Raw genomic sequence first — 20,084 nt, 5'->3', positions numbered from 1 at the left:
GTTGTTATTCTCCGTCCTTCAGTACATCGGGTTGGTAGGCACGGTGAAAACCGTTGTAAGACTCGCTGTTCTTGGCCTTGCCCAGGGTCCAGGCACGGGTGCCTTGGCTGGCGGCGCCGTCGATGCGGATGGTGTTGCCGCTGATGAAGCTGGCGCCGGGGGAGAGCAGGAATACAATGGCCGAGGCGATTTCCGCTTCGGTGGCAATGCGCTGCAGCGGCACATGGTCCTTGAGGGAGCGGATCATGTTCTTCATGGCGTCCGGGTAGGTGTCCATGCCGCTGGACGCCACCCAGCCCGGTGCCACGGCGTTGACGCGCACGCCAGCGTGGCCCCATTCGTAGGCAGCGGTCTTGGTGAAGTTTTCCATGCCGGCACGGGCCGCGCCGGAGTGCCCCATGCCCGGCATGCCGCCCCACATGTCAGCGAGCATGTTGACGATGCTGCCGCCGTGCTTGGACAGGCTCTGCAGGAACACTTCCTTGGCGATCAGGAAGCCACCGACCAGGTTGGTGCGCACCACGGTCTCGAAGCCTTTCTGGTTGATGCCGATCAGCGGCGCCGGGAACTGGCCGCCGGCATTATTCACCAGGTGGTGAATGCGCCCGCGCTCGGCGATCACGGCCTTGACCATAGTCTTGACGGCGTCTTCATCACGGATGTCGCAGACCTGGAAGCTGACGCTGCCGCCGTCCTCGACGATCTCGGCGGCGGTTTTCTCCAGCTTCTCCAGCTTGCGTCCTACCAGCACCACATGGGCACCCAGGGCCGCCAGCTCGTGGGCGGTGCAGCGACCGATGCCGCTGCCGCCGCCGGTGACCATGATGGTCTGGTCGGCAAACAGGCCGGGTTTAAAGACCGAGTCATAGCTCATTGTTTTTATCGTCCTCGTCGTATTCGTAGGGTGGAAACCGCGAAGCGTTTTCCACCAAAAGCAACAGCGGTAAATGGATGAAGCGTCAGCTACGTGCCCCGATCCACCCTACAACGTCTGCGCCAATGCGCTGGGCACCGGCACCGGGAATTCCAGTAATTGCTGAGCGAAGGCCTTGCCCTGCGGGTCAATACGCAGGCTGGCGACACCCCCACCACCCAAGGCGTTTTCCAGCAGGAAGTTCAGGCTGTGGGTACCCGGCAGGTACCAGCGGCTGACGCGGCCGGTGATCGGGTCGAGCAGATGCTGCATCCAATCAACCACCGCCTCGTTGCTCAGCGCCTCGGCAATCCACGGCAGGTACTCGGCCTTGCGGGCCATGACGCCAATATTGCTGTGGTTGCCCTTGTCGCCGGAGCGGGCCACGGCCAGTTTGACCAGCGGCACGCTGACGGTGGCCTCGCCTTGGGCCAGCGGCGGGGCGATATCGTCGGCCAACTGAGCCGGGTCAAAGGTTTGCAATTGCGGAAGGGCCACGGGGGAGCGTTCGCCGTTGAGTTCGACTTCTAGGGTGCACGCGCTCTTGTCGACCAGAAACGAAAACAGGCGAATCACCGGATACACGGTGGGGCGACCGCCGACGATGCCGGTCAGGCCTGGCGCCATGCCGGTGGAGGCTTGGGCGATCTCGCGGGAGAACAGCACCAGGGCCTCTTTCTTGGGGTGACGCACGGCCAGTTTGATCACCACTTCACGGGTGTCTTGACGTTGACCGCGAGGACCGTAGGTGGCTTCGGTGCCGAGCAGTTCAATGTTCACTTCGCGGTAGGGACCCCAGCCGCGTTCGATGAACATTTCCTCGGTCTTCTTGACGATGGCCTGGCTGACGCGCTCTGCCTTGGCCACGGCGTCGATGCCGGCAATCAGGCAGCTGGCGGTGCAACGGAAGCCGTCCGGGTGGGTGGCGCTGACCTTGTACTGCTCGGTCGGCGGCAGGCCCTTGGCGCCGCTGACGCGCACGCGGTGCTCGCCGTCCTGCACCAGGCTGACCTGGGTAAAGTCGCAGATCACATCCGGCAGCAGGTAAGCACGCGGGTCGCCGATTTCATAGAGCATCTGCTCGCCAGCGGTGAAGGGTGTAACCAGGCCACCGGTATTCTCGGCCTTGGTCAGCACAAAGCTGCCATCGGCCTCGACTTCCAGGATGGGGAAACCGATGTGCTCATAGTCCGGCACGTCGCGCCAGTCAGTGAAGTTGCCGCCGGTGCTTTGCGCACCGCATTCCACCAAATGACCGGCCAGGGCGGATTGGGCCAGCTTGTCATACTCGTTCCAGTTCCAGCCGAACTCGTGGACTAGAGCACCGGTCACCACTGCGCTGTCCACCACGCGGCCGGTGATCACGATGTCGGCACCTTGATCCAGTGCAGCGGCAATGCCAGGTGCGCCCAGGTAGGCGTTGACCGACACGCAGAATGGCGGCAGGGGCGAACCGTTGAACATTTCGGTGATGCCGGCCTTGCTCAATTCGCCGAGCTTGGGCTGCAGATTGTCACCGTGCAGCACGGCAATCTTCAGGTTGACGCCGGCCTTTTCGCAGGCCGCCGCCATGGCCGCGGCGCAAGCGCTGGGGTTAACGCCTCCGGCGTTGCTGACGATGCGGATTTTCTTGGCGGCGATTTCACCCAGCAAGGGCGCCAATACTTCAACGAAGTCCTTGGCGTAGCCTTCGTCGGGCTTCTTCATCTTGGCGCCAGCCATGATCGACATGGTGATCTCGGCCAGGTAGTCGAAAACCAGGTAATCAAGAGTTGCGCCTCGCACCAACTGGGCTGCGGCTGTGGAGGTGTCGCCCCAAAAAGCGGAGGCGCAGCCGATGCGTACGGTTTTAGTCATTGTGATAGTCCGCTCACGCTGGATAAGGTGAAGCGAACACTACCAAGCAAGCGCTTGGTTGAAAAGCCCCTGGCTGATACTTTTAGCCAAGCGCTTGCTCGGCTGGCGGCCAACACCCAGAATTCGCCCCTAAATAAATGGCATTAGGCCTTGGGTCTGTGTGTGGCGGCCTGTCGCCGCCAAGGTGAACCCATTAATGCTTGGTGAGAGAGGTAGTACACGTGGATGATCAAAAGGCCCAGGCCGTCATGCAGGAGCTTGTTGCCAGCGGCCAAGTTACCGACCCCGAAAGCCCCCGCGGCAAACTGCTGCAGGAGGCCGCACGGCTGTTTCGCCGCAAGGGCTATGAACGCACTACGGTGCGCGACCTGGCCAACGCGGTGGGCATTCAGTCCGGCAGCATCTTCCATCACTTCAAGAGCAAGGAAGAGATTCTGCGCTCAGTGATGGAGGAAACCGTCATCTTCAACACGGCCCTGCTGCGCGCCGCTCTGGATGAAGCCAGTGATTTGCGCGAACGGGTGCTGGCGCTGATCCGCGGTGAGCTGCAGTCGATCATGGGTGGCACCGGCGAGGCCATGGCGGTGCTGGTGTACGAATGGCGCTCGCTGTCGGAAGAAGGCAAGGCCCAGGTGCTTGCGCTGCGCGATCAGTATGAAGAGGTATGGCTGGGGGTGCTGGAAGAGGCGCGCGAGGCCGGTTATGTGCAGAACGATCCGTTCATCCTGCGGCGTTTCCTTACTGGTGCGTTGAGTTGGACCACTACCTGGTACCGCCCCGACGGGCCAATGACTCTGGACAGCCTGGCCGAAGAAGCGCTGGCAATGGTGATTAGGGTGCCTTGATGGGCCCGTATTTCGATTGGCAGGAGCAGGCTAGCTAGGTTTCTGACCGTTGGTCAGGTAGGCTTCGGGCATGTTTTTCAAGAGATTTCCAGGATGCGATGGCTGCTCCTGTCCCTTTCCCTGTTGATGCTGGCCGGCCATGCTGTTGCGGGGCCGGTGCAGGCCGAGCGTCTGGTTAAGGTCGCCGGCACCTATTTTCCACCCTATGTTCAGGATGCCGCCGCTCGCCAAGGTTTGCTGATCGATCTGCTGGGTGCGCTTAACCGGCTCCAGTCCGACTATCGCTTCGTGGTCGTCCCCACAGCGATTCCCCGGCGCTTTGCTGACCTGCAGAGCGGACGTATCGACATGGTCATGTTCGAAAACCCGCAGTGGGGCTGGGGCGCGATCAATCATGAGGTGATTGATCTGGGCTTGCAGGATGCGGCGCTGTTCATCGCGCTGGCGCCCCGTGAGGAAAGCTACTTCGATAACTTGCAGGGCAAGCGTCTGGCGCTGTATCGCGGTTACAGTTATCGCTTCGCCGACTTTGTCACTGACCCGGAGCGCCTGCGTGAACGCTTCGCGGTTGCCCTGACGTATTCCCATGAAGGCAATCTGTTGATGGTGCTGAACAGGCGCGCCGAGATTGCCGTGGTAACGCGGTCCTTTCTGGAGGATTTCCTTCAGCGTAATCCGCAGTACCGAGACAGGCTGCACATCGCTCAAAAAATCGACCAGTATTACGACCATCGCGCCTTGCTGAGGCCTGATGGTCCGATCAGTGCGCAAGAACTTGAAAATTTGCTGGAAAGCCTGCGCACAGCAGGTGTGCTGGAATCGATTTTCCAGCCGCTGGGTATTGTGGTCAGGCCCCCGGCGACAAGGCAGGCATCTTGCGAGGCGAAAACCGGCGTCGCTCCCGTGGCCCTTCTGAGCCTTTAGGCGGCTCACTCCTTTTCGCGTTTCTCTTCGGCATCCAGCCGCGCATTGCGCGCCTTGATTTTTTTCAATTGTTCCTCGGTCAGAGGAATCTTTTTCGCGCCATCACGCAGCATCAGCAGGCTGCCGATGACCGAGCCGAACACCACCAGCAGGATCAACCAGACATACCAAGGCATGGCCATGCACCTCAATAAAACGTGGAGCTGTCACCATACGACCTTGTCGTGTGCTTGTCAGTTTGCTTGCCCGGCCTGTTGAACCCACACCACGCGCAGGGTGTGTACGGCGGGATGCACGGAGTGCACGGGGCAGCCCAGCATGGGGCGTGTTTCCAGCGGTGGGCTGCTCGCTGTGGCCCGCGAGGCCGCCCTACGACATGTGATGAGGCGCGATCCGTCCTGCATGCGGCAGCTTTCCGCTCGCCCCAGCTGCGCCTTCGGCTACAATGCGCGGCGTTTTTTACCGAGAGATTTCGCCATGGCCTGCCCGTCCCCGATCATCGTTGCCCTCGACTTTCCTTCCCGCGACGCCGCACTGGCCTTGGCGGCCCGCCTCGATCCCACAAAATGCCGAGTCAAGGTGGGTAAGGAGTTGTTCACGCGTTGTGGCCCTGGCATTGTCGAGACGCTGCAGGCCCAGGGTTTCGATGTCTTCCTCGACATGAAATTTCACGATATTCCCAACACCACGGCGATGGCGGTCAAGGCGGCAGCCGAGATGGGTGTGTGGATGGTCAACGTGCACTGCTCCGGTGGCCTGCGCATGATGGCAGCGTGCCGCGAAACGCTGAATTCTCTTAGTGGCCCAAAACCGCTCTTGATCGGCGTGACCGTGCTGACCAGCATGGAGCGCGGAGATTTGCGTGGCCTCGGCCTGGATATCGAACCTCAGGAGCAGGTACTGCGCTTGGCCGGCCTGGCCGCACAAGCCGGGCTGGATGGTCTGGTTTGCTCCGCCCAGGAAGCGCCGGCCTTGAAAACCGCGCAACCGCACCTGCAACTGGTTACCCCTGGCATTCGCCCGGCCGGCAGCGCCCAGGACGACCAACGCCGCATCCTCACCCCCCGCCAGGCACTGGACGCCGGTTCCGATTACCTGGTGATCGGTCGCCCCATCAGTCAGGCTGCCGACCCGGCCCAGGCATTGGATGCAGTGTTGGCCGAATTGGCCTGAGCCAAGGCAGTCTGCAATCCAACTGTGTGGGGGCGAATAGTTCGCCCCCACACAGTTGGGTTTGCATGCACACTGAACCGCTTTGGTAGGGGCGAATTCATTCGCCTGGCTCCGTGCGTTTTAACTACGCCGATGAGGCGACGAACATCGAAGGTGCGGGCCCAGCCAACCCCCCCTAAGTCCGTCGCATCTCATCAGCTGCCGGCTGGCCTGTGCAACGGCGAATTCATTCGCCTGGCACCGTGTTTTAAGCCCACGCTGATGCGGCGACGAACATCGAAGGTGGGGCATCAGTCAGCCAAACCTCTACGGTCCGTCGCATCTCATCAGTTGGCGGCTGGCCCGTGCAACGGCGAATAAATTCGCCCCTACAGTTGGATTTGCCTGCGCGCTGATCCGCTTTGGTAGGGGCGAATTCATTCGCCTGGCACCGTGTTTTAAGCTCACGCCGATGCGGCGACGAACGCCGAAAGGGCAGGCATCATCCAGTCAAACCTATACGTCTGTCTCATCTCATCAGCTGCCGGCTGGCCTGTGCAACGGCGAATAAATTCGCCCCTACTGTCAAGCCATAACCTCTACGCAGCATTCACAGCCAAATCGCATCCCAATGCGGATAGAGTCCGATACGTTCGACGAGACCTGCCCGGAGCGGGTTGGCAACGATATAGCGGGCAATCTGTGGCACGCTTTCGTCGCAGCGCAAAGCATGGTCGTGGTAACCACGTTGCCAAACGGGGGCTGTTTGGCCTGACTGCAAACGAATTTGTCGGGATGAGCGGCCTTTGAGTTTTTTTATTACTTGAGACAAATCGCTGTCTTCCCGCAGCTGCAACAGCCAATGCACATGGTCAGGCATCACGACCCATGCAAGTGAGACAACTCGTTGTTCTTCCTGCAAACGACGCATTTCGGTAATCACAATGCGCGCGATTCGAAAGTTCACGAACCACGGGTGACGAGCCTCGGTGCAGGTTGTGACATGGTAGATTTGATTCGTCTGTGAGGTGCGCCCCTTCAGCAAGAACTTGCGAGGCATATCCATTGCCTTCCGTCTATTTGACGGCCCAACTGTAGTGGTCGATTTACATTGTGGCCATTCCAGCCGAACCCAGACATCCGTCGCATCTCATCAGTTACCGGATGGCCCGTGCAACGGCGAATGAATTCGCCCCTACAGTTGGGTTCCTGCGCGCTGAGCCGCTTTGGTAGGGGCGAATTCATTCGCCTGGCACCGTGTTTTAAGCCCACGCTGATGCGGCGACGAACATCGAAGGTGCGGGCCCAGCCAAACCCCCACAGTCCGTCGCACCTCATTAGCTGCCGGTTGGCCCGTGCAACGGCGAATAAATTCGCCCCTACAGTTGGTTTGCATGCGCGCTGAACCGCTTTGGTAGGGGCGAATTCATTCGCCTGGCTCCGTGCTTTCACGCCGATGCGGCGACGAACTCCGAAAGCGCAGGCGTCAAAAAGCCACAACGGATCATTGCGCCCGATTTCCGTTTCCTTTTGTCGAAACTCGATACCATCCCGCTCGCTTGGCAATTCATCGTTATAAGGAATTAACCATGAACTACCCCGAGATTCTCCATCACGGCGCGCGGGATGGCGTGACCGGCTCCTGTCACCAATTGAACATGAACGCGCAAAACAGTCTGCTAATCGACTGCGGGTTGTTTCAAGGTGCGGAAATCTCTGCCCAGGGCCAATCCGGCGCAGACCGACTGAATATCGAATTCCCCCTCGATGGCATTCGTGCGCTGGTTGCGACTCATGTCCATATCGACCATGTCGGACGCATCCCCTACTTGCTGGCCGCCGGCTTCAAAGGCCCGATCCTGTGCAGCGAGCCTTCGGCCAAGCTGTTGCCCATCGTCCTCGAGGATGCCTTCAAGCTCGGCTTCTGCCGTGACCAGAAATTGGCCGAGCGCTATATAAAGGTGATCGAGCAACGCATCATCGCCTTGCCCTACAAGACCTGGTTCAGCCTGATTGATCAGCCGGACCTGAGCTGTCGCATCCGCCTGCAGCGTGCTGGGCACATACTCGGTTCCGCCTACGTGGAAATCGACCTGCGCTATCCGCGAACCGGGGCAAAACAGCTCATCGTCTTCTCGGGGGATCTCGGTGCTCCCCACGCGCCGCTGCTGCCAGCGCCCAAGTCGCCGTATCGCGCCGATACGCTGGTGATTGAAAGCACTTACGGCGACCGCCTCCATGAAGACCGGCGCAGCCGCCGTCAGCGCCTCGAAGCCGTCATCGAGCAGGCACTGGAAGATGAAGGCAGCGTGCTGATTCCCGCGTTCAGCATTGGGCGCACCCAGGAATTGCTCTACGAATTGGAAGACATCATCCACCGCAAAACCGCTGGCCGAAGCTGCGCGTCGAGCGAGGAACTTCAAGGCCTGGCCGGTGCTCCAACAGATTGGCCGCAACTGCCGATCATCCTTGATTCACCGCTGGCCTCGCGGTTCACCGCAGCCTATCGGCAGCTGCAACCGTTTTGGAATCAGGAAGCCCTACGCCGGGTACAGGCCGGTCGACGTCCACTGGAGTTCCAGCAATTGATCACGGTAGACAGCCATCACGATCACCTGCGCATGGTCCAGCACTTGGCCCGTACCGCACGTCCCGCCATCGTCATTGCTGGCAACGGCATGTGCTCCAGCGGACGCATCGTCAACTACCTCAAGGCCATGCTCGGCGACTCTCGCCACAATGTTCTGTTTGTCGGCTACCAGGCCAAAGGAACGCCTGGCAATGCGATCCAGCGATACGGTCCTCAAGGCGGTTACATCGTCCTCGAGGGCGAACGCCGCACCATTCGCGCTGGCGTCAGTAGCCTGGGTGGTTACTCGGCTCATGCGGACCAGCGTGGCCTGATCAACTTCATTACGCGAATGCGCGAATGGCCGAGCCAAATTCGGCTGGTGCATGGGGAAGCGGAGGCCAAGCGGCAGCTGGCAGATGCTCTGCGTCAACGTTATGCGCTTACTAACCGGCCAGTGGCCATATTTTCAGAATAGAGGCTCGTCTTTTATAGAACTTAGGCTAGACTGTGCGCCTTTTCACAATCAGCACTGACAGGGAAGACAGGGCCGCAGCACTTAGGCGGGCAATTGAAAAATGGACATGAACGCGTGTGCCCTCGAAGCCACTGCCACCGATCAAGACATTGCTTGGTACCTTGTGCAGTGCAAACCTCGGCAGGACGAGCGGGCTGAAGAGCACTTGCTACGCCAAGGCTACACCTGCTATCGCCCGCAATGCCGACGCGAGCGCCTGGTGCGTGGCCAGCGGCTGATTCAAGAAGAATCCCTATTTCCCGGCTACCTCTTCATTCAGCTGAGTGATAGCAGCAACTGGGCGCCGCTGCGCTCAACCCGTGGCGTCAACCGCCTGGTCGCCTTTGGCGGCTACCCCCTGCAAGTGGCCGACTCGCTCATCGACAACCTGCGCCAGCGTGTGGAACCCACGCCACAGCCCCTGCTTCAGGCTGGAGACAAGGTCCGTATTATCGACGGCAGCTTTGCCGAACTCGACGCCATCTTCCTGTCCATGGACGGCGAGGAGCGCGTCGTGCTGCTCATGAAACTGCTTAACCGCGAACAACACCTGCACATGCCCCTGGCGAGCGTGCGCAAACAGTAATTCATCAGCATCGCCAGACCGGCCCAAGGCCGATCCGGCGAGCATCCCGGAATCACCCGTCCTCAGGAAGCAGACGCAAAATCCTGGGGCGGTAGCGTGTCTGAAGCCCAATAACACGAGAGTCGTCTGGACTGTAGGGGCGAATTCATTCGCCTCACGCATAACGCTCACACACGCAGTAGCGGCGAAATCGCCATAGCGTCAGCCGCGTAGCTTGTCGCACCTTCGCAGTTGCCGGAACATATTGTGCCAGGCGAATAAATTCACCCCTACGAGTGGCGGCCTGTAAAAAATGAGCTTGGCGCACAAAGTGTAATTGTACTGTAGGGGCGAATTCATTCGCCTCACGCATAACGCTCACGCCACGCAGTAGCGGCGAAAATCGCCACAGCGTCAGCCGCGTAGCTTGTCGCACCTACGCAGTTACCGGAACAGATCGTGTCAAGCGAATAAGATCGCCCCTACGGGCGGCCTGTAAAAATGAGCTTGGCGCACAAAGTGTATTTGTACTGTAGGGGCGAATTCATTCGCCTCACGCATAACGTTTAGGCCACGCAGTAGCGGCGAAAATCGCCACAGCGTCAGCCGCGTAGCTTGTCGCACCTTCGCAGTCGCCGGAACATATCGTGCCAAGCGAATAAGTTCGTCCCTACGGGCGGCCTGTAAAAATGAGCTTGGCGCACAAGTGTATTTGTACTGTAGGGGCGAATTCATTCGCCTCACGCATAACGTTCAGGCCACGCAGTAGCGGCGAAAATCACCACAGCGTCAGCCGCGTAGCTTGTCGCACCTTCGCCATCGCCGAAGCACATGGTGCCAGACGAATAAATTCCCCCTACGCCAGCTACGCCACTTGTACTTGTCACGGAGCGGCCTCACAGCCCTCTATAACTGCACGAATAAGGCAAACCCATGCCCCAGCTCACCTGCTTCAAAGCCTATGACATCCGCGGCCAGCTCGGTGCCGAGCTCAACGAAGATATCGCCTACCGCATCGGCCGCGCCTACGCGCAATTTCTGAATGCCAAACGCATCGTTATCGGTGGCGACATGCGTCTGTCCACCGACGGCCTGAAACAGGCCTTGGCCAATGGCCTGCTGGATGCCGGCTGCGACGTAATCGACCTGGGCATGACCGGCACCGAAGAAGTCTACTTCGCCGCCTTTCACTTGGATGTCGACGGTGGCATCGAAGTGACCGCCAGCCACAACCCCATCGACTTCAACGGCATGAAACTGGTACGTCGCGGTGCTCAGCCGATCAGTGGCGACACCGGCCTCAAGGACATCCAACGCCTGGCCGAAGACAACGCTTTCGCCGCTGTCGAAACGCGCGGCACGCTGACCCAGCAGTCCTGTCAGGATGCCTACATCGACCACCTGCTCGGCTACCTCGACGCCGCCACGCTCAAGCCGCTGAAACTGGTGGTTAACGCTGGCAACGGCGCCGCCGGGCACGTCATCGATGCGCTGGAGCAGCGCTTCCATGCCCTGAATGCCAAGGTCGAGTTCATCAAGGTGCACCACAATCCGGACGGCACCTTTCCCAACGGCATTCCCAACCCGATCCTGCCGGAAAACCGCGCCGCCACCGCCGATGTGGTCAAGGCCCATAATGCCGACATGGGCATCGCCTGGGACGGTGATTTCGATCGCTGCTTCCTGTTCGACGAAAACGGCGATTTCATCGAGGGCTATTACATCGTTGGCCTGCTCGCCGAGGCCTTTCTCAAGAAAGAGCAGGGCGCCAAGATCATCCACGACCCGCGCTTGACCTGGAACACCATCGACATCTGCCAGCAGAACGGCGGCCAGGCCATCCAGAGCAAAACCGGCCATGCCTTCATCAAGGAACGCATGCGCAAGGAAAACGCCATCTACGGCGGCGAAATGAGCGCTCACCACTACTTTCGCGACTTCGCCTATTGCGACAGCGGCATGATCCCCTGGCTGCTGGTTGCTGAACTGATGAGCGCCCAAGGTAAGAAACTTTCCGAGCTGGTCGGTGCGCGCATGGCCGCCTACCCGTGCAGTGGTGAGATCAATTACACCGTGAGTGATGCCAAGGCCGTGCTACAGGCAGTCAAGGCCCACTATGCTAGCGAGAACCCCACGGAAGACACCACCGACGGCCTTAGCCTGGAGTTCGCCGACTGGCGCATGAATGTGCGTTCGTCCAACACCGAGCCCTTGCTGCGCCTGAACATCGAATCCCGCGCCAACCCCGCACTGGTGGCCGAGCAGGTTAAAACCATCGAAAGCATCATTGCAGTAAAGACATCGGCGTAGGGTAAGCACACTTACGTATCGGCTTTTGTAGGGGCGAATTCATTCGCCTGGCACATCGCCTTCCGATTACTGCGGGGTTGCGACAAACTAAATAGATTAGATCCCACGCTCCGGCGTAAATGCCTGGCCCTATGCTCTGGCGTAGACGCTAGAGCACCCGGTGCACATTGCTACACAGCGTGGGAACGATCAGCCTTTGCTACTTAAACAATGAACTCTGGACAGTACAAAAACACATGAAAATTCTTGTTACCGGCGGCGCCGGCTTCATCGGTTCGGCGGTCATCCGTCACATCATTCGCAACACCGCCGACAGCGTGGTCAACCTCGACAAACTCACCTACGCCGGCAACCTCGAATCCCTGGCTGAAATCAGCGACAGCGAGCGCTACGCCTTCGAACACGTCGACATCTGCAACCGTGCGGAACTCGACCGCGTCTTCCGTAAGCACCAGCCCGACGCTGTGATGCACCTGGCCGCAGAATCCCACGTTGATCGCTCCATCGACGGCCCGTCCGCCTTTATCGAAACCAACATCGTCGGCACTTACTGCCTGTTGGAAGCTTCCCGCCAGTACTGGCTAGGCCTGGACGAGACGCGCAAGGCCGCCTTCCGCTTCCACCACATTTCCACCGACGAAGTGTATGGCGACCTGGAAGGCCCCGAAGACCTGTTTACCGAAACAACATCCTACGCGCCCAGCTCCCCTTACTCGGCGAGCAAAGCCAGCTCCGACCACCTGGTCCGTGCCTGGCGCCGTACCTACGGCATGCCGACCCTGATCACCAACTGCTCGAACAACTACGGCCCGTACCACTTCCCTGAAAAGCTCATCCCGTTGATTATCCTGAACGCCCTGGAAGGCAAACCGCTGCCGATTTACGGCAAGGGCGATCAAGTGCGTGACTGGCTGTACGTCGAAGACCACGCTCGCGCCCTGTACAAAGTGGTAACCGAAGGCGAAGTGGGCGAGACCTACAACATCGGCGGCCACAACGAAAAACAGAACATCGAAGTCGTCCATACCCTCTGCGAACTGCTCGACGAATTCCGCCCTGTATCCAGCAATGCCAAAATTTGTGGGAGCGACGCCCCCGTCGCGAATCAGGCCGCAGGCCTGGCAATGAGCTCCTACAAAGATCTCATTACCCACGTCCAAGACCGCCCCGGCCACGACCTGCGCTACGCCATCGATGCTAGCAAGATCCAGCGCGAACTCGGCTGGACCCCCGAAGAAACCTTCGAATCGGGCATCCGCAAAACTGTCGAGTGGTACCTGAACAACCCCGACTGGGTCGCCCATGTAAAAAGCGGCGCCTACCAGCAATGGCTGGACAAAAACTACAGCGCTCGCACCACCGCGTGAAAACCTCGCCGGCTGCAGGCGTTAGATGTAGGGGCGAATTCATTCGCCTGGCATCAAGCCTTCCGGCACTACGCAGCTGCGACAAACAACGCTCAAAATCTGTAGCGGACTCGTCCGCGATCAAAGCCACTCGGAGCTGCAGCTCCACGGCTGACAAAAAACTAAAAAGCTCGCTGCCCCGGACGTAAACCCTGTAGGGGCGAATTTATTCGCCTGGCAACAAGCCTTCCGCACGGCGCAGTTGCGACAAACAAACGCTCAAAATCTGTAGCGGACTCGCCCGCAATCCAAGCCACTCAGAGCTGCAGCTCTGAGTGGCTGACAAAAAAGCTAAAAAAACCGCACCCCGGACGTAAACCCTGTAGGGGCGAATTCATTCGCCTGGCACCAAGCCTTCCGGCACTGTGCAGCTGCGACAAACAACAATGGCTCAAAATCTTTAGAAGCGGACTCGTTCGCGATCAAAGCCACTCGGAGCTGCAGCTCCACGGCTGACAAAAAAGCTAAAAAAAACCGCTGCCCCGGACGTAACCCTGTAGGGGCGAATTCATTCGCCTGGCACCAAGACTTCCGGCACTGCGCAGCTGCGACAAACAACAATGGTTCAAATCTATAGGAGCGGACTCGTCCGCGATCAAAGCCACTTAGAGCTGCAGCTTCACGGCTGACAAAGTAAGCTAAAAAAACCGCTGCCCCGGACGTTAACCTCGTAGGGGCGAATTTATTCGCCTGGCTGCGCACCTTCTGTCAGCTGCGGAGATACGACAAACCCCAAGCCTGATGCGCTCAATGTTTGTCGCAACCACCCCAAAATAGCCAGCCAATAAACCTAGGAGCGAGAGTTCCGGTCAGCGCCAAGGAAATCCACACAACATGAAAATCCTCCTCCTCGGCAAAAACGGCCAAGTCGGCTGGGAGCTGCAACGCGCCCTCCAGCCCCTGGGCCAGGTCATCGCCCTGGACAGGGCAGGGGAGTGCGGCCTGGTCGGCAACCTCGGCGATCTACCCGGCCTGCGACGCACCCTCTGCGATTTAAAGCCCGACATAGTCGTCAACGCCGCCGCCTACACCGCCGTAGACAAAGCCGAAAGCGAACCCGCCCTGGCCCGACGCATCAACGCCGAGGCCCCGGCAATACTCGCCGAATGCATGAAAAAACTGGGCGGCTGGCTGGTGCATTACTCCACCGACTACGTATTCGACGGCAGCGGCCAACAACCCTGGCGCGAAGACCAATCCACCGCACCGCTTAACGTTTACGGACAAACCAAACGTGAAGGCGAACAGGCCATCCAGGCCAGCGACTGCAAACACCTGATCTTTCGTACCAGCTGGGTCTACGCCGCGCGTGGCAACAACTTCGCAAAAACCATGCTGCGCCTGGCTGCCGAACGTGAACAGCTCAAAATCATCGACGACCAAGTCGGCGCACCCACCAGCGCGGAACTGATTGCCGACATCACCGCCCACTGCCTGCGCACAGCCCGCAACAAACCGGTGGCCAGCGGTATATATCACCTGGCCGCCGCTGGCGAAGTCTCCTGGCACGGCTATGCAAACTTCGTGATTGAGCAGGCGCGCCAAGCCGGACAAGAGCTCGCGGTGCAAAAAATCGCTGCGATTACCACAGCCGATTACCCAACCCCGGCCCAACGCCCGCTGAATTCACGGCTCGACTGTAGTAAATTGCGCGACACTTTTGGCCTGCATCTGCCTGATTGGCAAAACGGTGTAGAACGCTTGCTATTGGAAACTCAAGGATATTCAAGTTGAATCGCAAAGGCATTATTCTCGCGGGTGGCTCCGGCACACGTTTGCATCCCATCACCCTTGGAGTTTCCAAGCAACTATTGCCCATCTATGACAAACCGATGATCTACTACCCGCTGTCGGTGCTAATGCTGGCGGGGATTCGCGAGATCTTGGTTATCAGTACACCGGAAGATCTGCCGGCATATCGCAAATTGTTAGGCGATGGCAGCCAGTTTGGTATTCAGTTGAGCTTCGCTGAGCAGCCCTCGCCAGATGGTCTAGCCCAGGCCTTTATCATTGGCGAGGAATTCATTGGCCAAGACAACTGCTGCCTGATCCTCGGCGACAACATCTTCTACGGCCAGCACTTCACCGAAAAACTGCAAGCCGCCGCGTCACGCACGCAGGGCGCAACTGTCTTCGGCTACCACGTCTCCGACCCCGAGCGCTTTGGCGTGGTGGAGTTCGACAAAAATGGCCGTGCCATCAGCATCGAAGAAAAACCGCAAAAGCCTAAATCCAGCTACGCGGTGACCGGCCTGTATTTCTACGATAATCGGGTCGTTGATATCGCCAAATCCATCCAGCCATCCCCACGCGGTGAGCTTGAAATCACCGACATCAACCGTGCCTACCTGGAAGAGCAAAGCCTGAATGTGGAAATGCTTGGCCGTGGCTTCGCCTGGCTGGACACAGGGACCCACGAGTCGCTGCTCGATGCCGGCCAGTTCGTGCACACCATCGAAAAGCGGCAGGGCTTCAAAGTCGCTTGCCTGGAAGAAATCGCCTTTCATAACGGCTGGATCAGTGCTGAACAGCTCAAGGCACAGGCCGATGATTTGAAGAAAACCGGCTATGGCCAATACCTGCTGGCGCTGCTGAAAGAATCCCACCCATGAAACTGACTCAAACCGACATCCCCGACGTCGTGCTGATCGAGCCCACCGTCTACGAAGACGAGCGCGGCTGGTTCATGGAAAGTTTCAACGAGCAGCGTTTTCATGCCGAGCTGCAAAAGCTTGGCCTGCCCATTCCGCGCCCCTTTGTTCAGGACAACCATTCCTGTTCCAAAAAAGGTGTGCTGCGAGGCCTGCATTTTCAACGCGACCCGCATGCCCAGGGCAAATTGGTTCGCGTGGTGCGCGGCGCAGCATTCGATGTGGCGGTAGACATTCGCCCAGACTCGCCAACGTTCGGTAAGTGGGTCGGAGTAGAACTCAGTGCGGCCAACAAGCGCATGCTGTGGATTCCTGAAGGCTTCGCCCATGGCTTTATTGCCTTGGAAGACGGTACCGAGTTCTTGTACAAGACGACTGATTACTACGCGAAAGAGTGCGAGGGAGCGATTCGTTGGGATGATTTAAGTCTGAGCATTGATTGGCCGAAAAATGTTCAAATCCTCACGTCTGAAAAAGACCAGCAAGCGGATTTACTGAATACGGTCACGTTTGGTCGTCTGTAAGTTTTTATTTGGAGTTTTCGTGAAGACATTGTGTGTGTTTGGCACCCGCCCAGAGGCGATCAAAATGGCGCCACTAGTTCTGGCGTTGGCCGCTGACAAGCGTTTCGAAGCGAAGGTCTGCGTTACCGGCCAGCACCGTGAGATGTTGGATCAGGTTCTGGGGCTTTTTGGTATCGAACCGGATTTTGATTTGAACGTTATGAAGCCCGGCCAAGACTTAACTGATGTGACCACATCAATCCTGCAGGGCATGAAACGCGTCTTTGAAGAGTTTAAGCCGGATATAGTGCTGGTTCATGGCGATACTGCCACAACCTTTGCGGCCAGTTTGGCGGCCTACTACCAGCAAATCCCTGTTGCCCACGTGGAAGCGGGCTTGCGCACTGGGAACATTTACTCCCCTTGGCCAGAAGAGGCCAACCGCAAGTTGGCTGGTGCCCTAGCCAATCTGCATTTGGCTCCAACAGAAATGTCCCAAGCTAACTTGCTGCGTGAAGGTATAGACCCCAAGAGCATCGTCGTGACCGGCAATACAGTGATTGATGCACTTCTAGATGTGGTCAAACGGCTTGATCAGGACGAGGACCTCAAAGCCAAGGCCGCCGCACCCTCCGACTTCCTAGGCCCAAACCGAAAATTAATTCTGGTGACCGGTCACCGCCGAGAAAGCTTCGGCGGGGGCTTCGAGCGTATCTGCCAGGCTCTAATGGAAGTTGCCAAGCAACATCCTGCGGTGGATATCGTCTATCCCGTTCACCTCAACCCTAATGTCCGTGAGCCTGTAAATCGTCTTTTGGCAGGCATTGAAAACATACATTTGATTGAGCCGCTTGATTATTTGCCTTTCGTTTATCTAATGAGCCGCTCGCATATTATCCTTACAGACTCAGGCGGGATTCAGGAAGAAGCGCCCTCGCTAGGCAAACCGGTACTGGTGATGCGAGATACCACCGAGCGACCGGAAGCCGTTGCCGCAGGCACGGTAAAACTGGTTGGCACTGAAGCTGCCAGTATCGTTCGAGAGTTAAACCGTCTATTGGTTGATCCGATGGCCTACCAGGACATGAGCTATGCCCATAACCCGTACGGAGATGGGGAAGCTTGCAAGCACATCTTGGCGGCATTGCTAGCCATACGGTAAAGATTAAGTTTCAAGGTGCCATTAGCCCTATAGAGATCTAGTATAGGCAAGCGTGTCCTAGGTGCACATCTACTTCAGTATTTCAGTGTCGAGTAAAGATCATCATGTCGTTTCAAACTATCTCCGTCATAGGTCTCGGTTACATTGGGCTTCCTACCGCAGCAGTATTTGCCTCGCGTAAGAAAAAAGTTATTGGCGTTGACGTAAATCCCAAGGCCGTAGCGACCATAAATCAGGGGAGAATACATATTGTTGAGCCGGACCTGGATATCGTGGTACATGCTGCCGTAACTGAGGGCTACCTGCGAGCAACGACGACACCTGAGCCTGCCGATGCATTTTTAGTGGCAGTACCGACCCCTTTCAAGGGCGACCATGAACCAGATCTTGGTTATATTGAATCGGCCAGTAAGGCTATTGCCCCAGTATTGAAGAAAGGTGACTTGGTCATTTTGGAGTCCACCTCTCCTGTCGGTGCAACCGAACAAATGTCTGCCTGGATGGCTGAATTTCGACCTGACCTGACTTTTCCACAGACACATGGCGAAGAGTCAGATATTCGAGTTGCACACTGCCCGGAGCGGGTGTTGCCGGGACATGTGCTGCGCGAGCTTGTTCAAAATGATCGAGTAATAGGCGGCATGACCCCGAGGTGCTCGGCGGCGGCTGCAAGTTTGTATAAGATTTTTGTTGAAGGCGATTGCGTGGTCACAAACGCCCGTACGGCAGAAATGTGCAAGCTAACAGAAAATAGTTTCCGAGATACCAACATTGCTTTCGCCAATGAGCTGTCAATTATCTGTGACAAGTTAGACATCAACGTCTGGGAATTGATTCGCTTAGCCAATCGACACCCGCGCGTCAATATCCTTCAGCCTGGCCCAGGTGTAGGTGGTCACTGCATTGCTGTGGATCCGTGGTTCATTGTGAGCAAGGCGCCGGCTGAAGCCCGGTTGATTCGAGCTGCACGTGAGGTTAACGACAGCAAGCCGGAGTGGGTATTGGAAAAAACCAAATTGGCGGTTGGCGAGTTTCTCTTGGCAAATCCGCTCAAGACTGCCCGCGATGTGACCATCGCCTGTCTGGGGCTGGCATTCAAGCCTGATATCGATGATCTGCGCGAGAGCCCGGCGGTTGCCATTACTCAGAAAATTCTCGCGACTCATCCAGGCCCTGTACTCGCAGTGGAGCCGAATATTGACGCATTATCAGGGCAGTTGGCCGGGAGGCTCAGGCTTGAGGTCATCGATGCAGCTCTTGCCGTAGCCGACGTGATTGTGTTGCTGGTAGATCATAAGTCGTTCAAGACAATTCCGAGGAGTATTCTGACCACTCACAAAGTCGTCGACACCCGGGGTATTTGGTCAGCCTGTTAATTTTTTATCAGTGGCGCCAATATCGGCTAACCGGTAAAACTTTGATGGCTGTCGACCCTAGGTCAAGAAACTACTTTAATTCTAGCAAAGCGTTGTGTGAGTGATGACGGCAGTCAACCCTGTGGTGATAGCGATAACCTTGGCCTTAGCCTTGCTAGTAGCCTCGAAGTTGTTTAGATATGGCGGTGGGAAACTTCAACCCGCAGGCAGCGGACGTTACTTAGCCTTAGATGGACTGCGTGGCTATTTAGCCTTTTTTGTTTTTCTTCACCATTCATGTATCTGGTACTTCTATCTGAAAACTGGCCGCTGGGAGCTGCCACCCTCTAATCTATTCGTAATGCTGGGCCAGGGAAGTGTTGCGCTATTCTTCATGGTGACCAGCTTTCTGTTTACTACCAAAGTGCTGAACAGCAAGGTGCATCGGATCGACTGGTTTCAGTTGTACCTTTCGCGTGTCGCAAGATTATTCCCCTTGTACATGCTAACCGTGGGTATGCTTCTTTTATTTGTGGCCATTCGGTCGAACTGGACACTTTCGGTGTCATTGGAAAGTCTGATTGATTCGGTATTCAAGTGGCTCGCTTTCACGATCAATGGCAAACCGGATATAAATGGCATACAGAACACCTCGATTATGGTCGCCAGTGTCACGTGGTCGCTGCCCTTCGAATGGTTTTTCTATCTGTGCTTGCCTCTACTTGCGGTGTGCTTAAACGGGCACGTTTCACTGCGAGGCGTAGTGTTTTCTTGTTTTGCTCTATATTTGATGGTCGGGGTATGGACACCTAAGATGATCGTGTTGAGCAGCTTCTTGGGGGGGATGGTGGCAGCAGTTATCTGCCGCTATGAACCGTGGAAAAAATTGCTTGCTGATAGGTGGTTCTCCTTCGTTGCATTGGCCCTATTGCTCATTGTTACTCAGTTACCCTCGGCTTATGATTCGCTCGCATTAGTGCTGCTTTCTCTTGTTTTTATAATCGTCGCCGCTGGGAATCGGCTGTTTGGTGTACTGGATAATTCCCCTGTCCGCTGGATGGGCGAGCTGTCCTACGGGATTTATCTTTTGCATGGCCTGGTTCTTTTTTTCATTATCCATTTTGTTTTGGGTCGTGAGGTGGTCAGTGAACTCGCGCCGCTGGCGTTCTGGTCAGTGATTTGCTTGATCACGCCTTTAGTGTTAATAGCTGCGCACCTTGCACATCTGGGAGTTGAACGACCGGCGATGAGCTGGATAAAGCGGCGCTCCAGAGAGCGGTCAAAGGCGTCGGGCAAGTTCAATCAGGCGCTGTGAAAGTGTAGGAGAAGAACGGCGCAGTAGCTGAGTTAAATGG

17 protein-coding genes are annotated in these 20,084 nt (G+C 57.4%); 13 read left to right on the top strand and 4 right to left on the bottom strand.

What is annotated here, in order from left to right:
• Positions 1-4: 4 nt before the first annotated feature.
• Both H9642_RS15535 and H9642_RS15530 read right to left on the bottom strand, forming a co-directional pair.
• Positions 5-874: an SDR family oxidoreductase gene (locus H9642_RS15535; RefSeq protein WP_251837374.1), complete on the bottom strand. Its 870-nt coding sequence runs from the start codon at positions 872-874 to the stop codon at positions 5-7.
• A gap of 108 nt (positions 875-982) precedes the next feature.
• A complete protein-coding gene (locus H9642_RS15530) occupies positions 983-2,770 on the bottom strand; it encodes an acyclic terpene utilization AtuA family protein (RefSeq protein WP_251837373.1) in 1,788 nt (595 codons plus the stop codon).
• A 221-nt stretch (positions 2,771-2,991) separates the two neighbouring features.
• Between H9642_RS15530 and H9642_RS15525 the strand changes: the two genes are divergently transcribed.
• Both H9642_RS15525 and H9642_RS15520 read left to right on the top strand, forming a co-directional pair.
• Entirely contained in the window at positions 2,992-3,615 is a 624-nt protein-coding gene (locus tag H9642_RS15525; protein WP_251837372.1) for a TetR/AcrR family transcriptional regulator, read from the top strand.
• 93 nt (positions 3,616-3,708) lie between these two features.
• Positions 3,709-4,539 (top strand): substrate-binding periplasmic protein, encoded by an 831-nt coding sequence (locus H9642_RS15520; protein ID WP_251837371.1) that lies wholly within the window; start codon positions 3,709-3,711, stop codon positions 4,537-4,539.
• Between the two features lie 5 nt (positions 4,540-4,544).
• Here the strand turns inward: H9642_RS15520 and H9642_RS15515 are convergent, their stop codons facing one another.
• A complete protein-coding gene (locus tag H9642_RS15515) occupies positions 4,545-4,715 on the bottom strand; it encodes a DUF2897 family protein (protein WP_251837370.1) in 171 nt (56 codons plus the stop codon).
• A 301-nt stretch (positions 4,716-5,016) separates the two neighbouring features.
• On the opposite strand from H9642_RS15515, the gene pyrF reads away from it, so the two are divergent.
• Positions 5,017-5,712: an orotidine-5'-phosphate decarboxylase gene (gene pyrF / locus H9642_RS15510; protein ID WP_251837369.1), complete on the top strand. Its 696-nt coding sequence runs from the start codon at positions 5,017-5,019 to the stop codon at positions 5,710-5,712.
• 589 nt (positions 5,713-6,301) lie between these two features.
• Here pyrF and H9642_RS15505 read toward each other — a convergent pair.
• Entirely contained in the window at positions 6,302-6,751 is a 450-nt protein-coding gene (locus tag H9642_RS15505) for an REP-associated tyrosine transposase (protein WP_251837368.1), read from the bottom strand.
• Positions 6,752-7,280: 529 nt separating this feature from the next.
• On the opposite strand from H9642_RS15505, the gene H9642_RS15500 reads away from it, so the two are divergent.
• The 10 genes from H9642_RS15500 (at position 7,281) to H9642_RS15455 (ending at position 20,044) form a co-directional block, all read left to right on the top strand.
• Positions 7,281-8,738 carry an MBL fold metallo-hydrolase RNA specificity domain-containing protein gene (locus H9642_RS15500; protein ID WP_251837367.1) on the top strand — a complete coding sequence of 486 codons (1,458 nt, stop codon included), beginning with the start codon at positions 7,281-7,283 and terminating at the stop codon, positions 8,736-8,738.
• A 106-nt stretch (positions 8,739-8,844) separates the two neighbouring features.
• Positions 8,845-9,363 (top strand): transcription/translation regulatory transformer protein RfaH, encoded by a 519-nt coding sequence (gene rfaH, locus H9642_RS15495; RefSeq protein WP_251837366.1) that lies wholly within the window; start codon positions 8,845-8,847, stop codon positions 9,361-9,363.
• Positions 9,364-10,275: 912 nt separating this feature from the next.
• A complete protein-coding gene (locus H9642_RS15490) occupies positions 10,276-11,652 on the top strand; it encodes a phosphohexomutase domain-containing protein (protein WP_251837365.1) in 1,377 nt (458 codons plus the stop codon).
• A 236-nt stretch (positions 11,653-11,888) separates the two neighbouring features.
• Entirely contained in the window at positions 11,889-13,019 is a 1,131-nt protein-coding gene (rfbB, locus tag H9642_RS15485) for a dTDP-glucose 4,6-dehydratase (protein ID WP_251837364.1), read from the top strand.
• Between the two features lie 873 nt (positions 13,020-13,892).
• On the top strand, positions 13,893-14,792 hold the full coding sequence (gene rfbD, locus H9642_RS15480) for a dTDP-4-dehydrorhamnose reductase (RefSeq protein ID WP_251837363.1): 900 nt from the start codon (positions 13,893-13,895) through the stop codon (positions 14,790-14,792).
• Positions 14,780-15,670: a glucose-1-phosphate thymidylyltransferase RfbA gene (gene rfbA, locus H9642_RS15475; protein ID WP_251837406.1), complete on the top strand. Its 891-nt coding sequence runs from the start codon at positions 14,780-14,782 to the stop codon at positions 15,668-15,670. The genes rfbD and rfbA overlap by 13 nt, the downstream gene beginning before the upstream one ends.
• Positions 15,667-16,233 (top strand): dTDP-4-dehydrorhamnose 3,5-epimerase, encoded by a 567-nt coding sequence (gene rfbC / locus H9642_RS15470; protein ID WP_251837362.1) that lies wholly within the window; start codon positions 15,667-15,669, stop codon positions 16,231-16,233. The genes rfbA and rfbC overlap by 4 nt, the downstream gene beginning before the upstream one ends.
• A gap of 19 nt (positions 16,234-16,252) precedes the next feature.
• Entirely contained in the window at positions 16,253-17,374 is a 1,122-nt protein-coding gene (gene wecB / locus H9642_RS15465) for a non-hydrolyzing UDP-N-acetylglucosamine 2-epimerase (protein ID WP_350027868.1), read from the top strand.
• 104 nt (positions 17,375-17,478) lie between these two features.
• On the top strand, positions 17,479-18,750 hold the full coding sequence (wecC, locus tag H9642_RS15460; protein WP_251837361.1) for a UDP-N-acetyl-D-mannosamine dehydrogenase: 1,272 nt from the start codon (positions 17,479-17,481) through the stop codon (positions 18,748-18,750).
• A gap of 103 nt (positions 18,751-18,853) precedes the next feature.
• Positions 18,854-20,044, top strand: a complete 1,191-nt coding sequence (locus H9642_RS15455; protein WP_251837360.1) for an acyltransferase family protein — start codon at positions 18,854-18,856, stop codon at positions 20,042-20,044.
• Positions 20,045-20,084 lie beyond the last annotated feature (40 nt).

Source organism: Serpens gallinarum (assembly GCF_014836765.1).
Taxonomy (GTDB): Bacteria; Pseudomonadota; Gammaproteobacteria; order Pseudomonadales; family Pseudomonadaceae; genus Serpens; species Serpens gallinarum.
This window is presented reverse-complemented; position numbering and strand designations above follow the sequence as displayed.

Coding starts and splice junctions, on each gene's coding strand:
- H9642_RS15535 (WP_251837374.1), bottom strand. CDS start 874: ATGAGCTATGACTCGGTCTTTAAACCCGGCCTGTTTGCCGACCAGACC.
- H9642_RS15530 (WP_251837373.1), bottom strand. CDS start 2,770: ATGACTAAAACCGTACGCATCGGCTGCGCCTCCGCTTTTTGGGGCGAC.
- H9642_RS15520 (WP_251837371.1), top strand. CDS start 3,709: ATGCGATGGCTGCTCCTGTCCCTTTCCCTGTTGATGCTGGCCGGCCAT.
- H9642_RS15515 (WP_251837370.1), bottom strand. CDS start 4,715: ATGCCTTGGTATGTCTGGTTGATCCTGCTGGTGGTGTTCGGCTCGGTC.
- pyrF (WP_251837369.1), top strand. CDS start 5,017: ATGGCCTGCCCGTCCCCGATCATCGTTGCCCTCGACTTTCCTTCCCGC.
- H9642_RS15505 (WP_251837368.1), bottom strand. CDS start 6,751: ATGCCTCGCAAGTTCTTGCTGAAGGGGCGCACCTCACAGACGAATCAA.
- H9642_RS15500 (WP_251837367.1), top strand. CDS start 7,281: ATGAACTACCCCGAGATTCTCCATCACGGCGCGCGGGATGGCGTGACC.
- rfaH (WP_251837366.1), top strand. CDS start 8,845: ATGAACGCGTGTGCCCTCGAAGCCACTGCCACCGATCAAGACATTGCT.
- H9642_RS15490 (WP_251837365.1), top strand. CDS start 10,276: ATGCCCCAGCTCACCTGCTTCAAAGCCTATGACATCCGCGGCCAGCTC.
- rfbB (WP_251837364.1), top strand. CDS start 11,889: ATGAAAATTCTTGTTACCGGCGGCGCCGGCTTCATCGGTTCGGCGGTC.
- rfbD (WP_251837363.1), top strand. CDS start 13,893: ATGAAAATCCTCCTCCTCGGCAAAAACGGCCAAGTCGGCTGGGAGCTG.
- rfbC (WP_251837362.1), top strand. CDS start 15,667: ATGAAACTGACTCAAACCGACATCCCCGACGTCGTGCTGATCGAGCCC.
- wecC (WP_251837361.1), top strand. CDS start 17,479: ATGTCGTTTCAAACTATCTCCGTCATAGGTCTCGGTTACATTGGGCTT.
- H9642_RS15455 (WP_251837360.1), top strand. CDS start 18,854: ATGACGGCAGTCAACCCTGTGGTGATAGCGATAACCTTGGCCTTAGCC.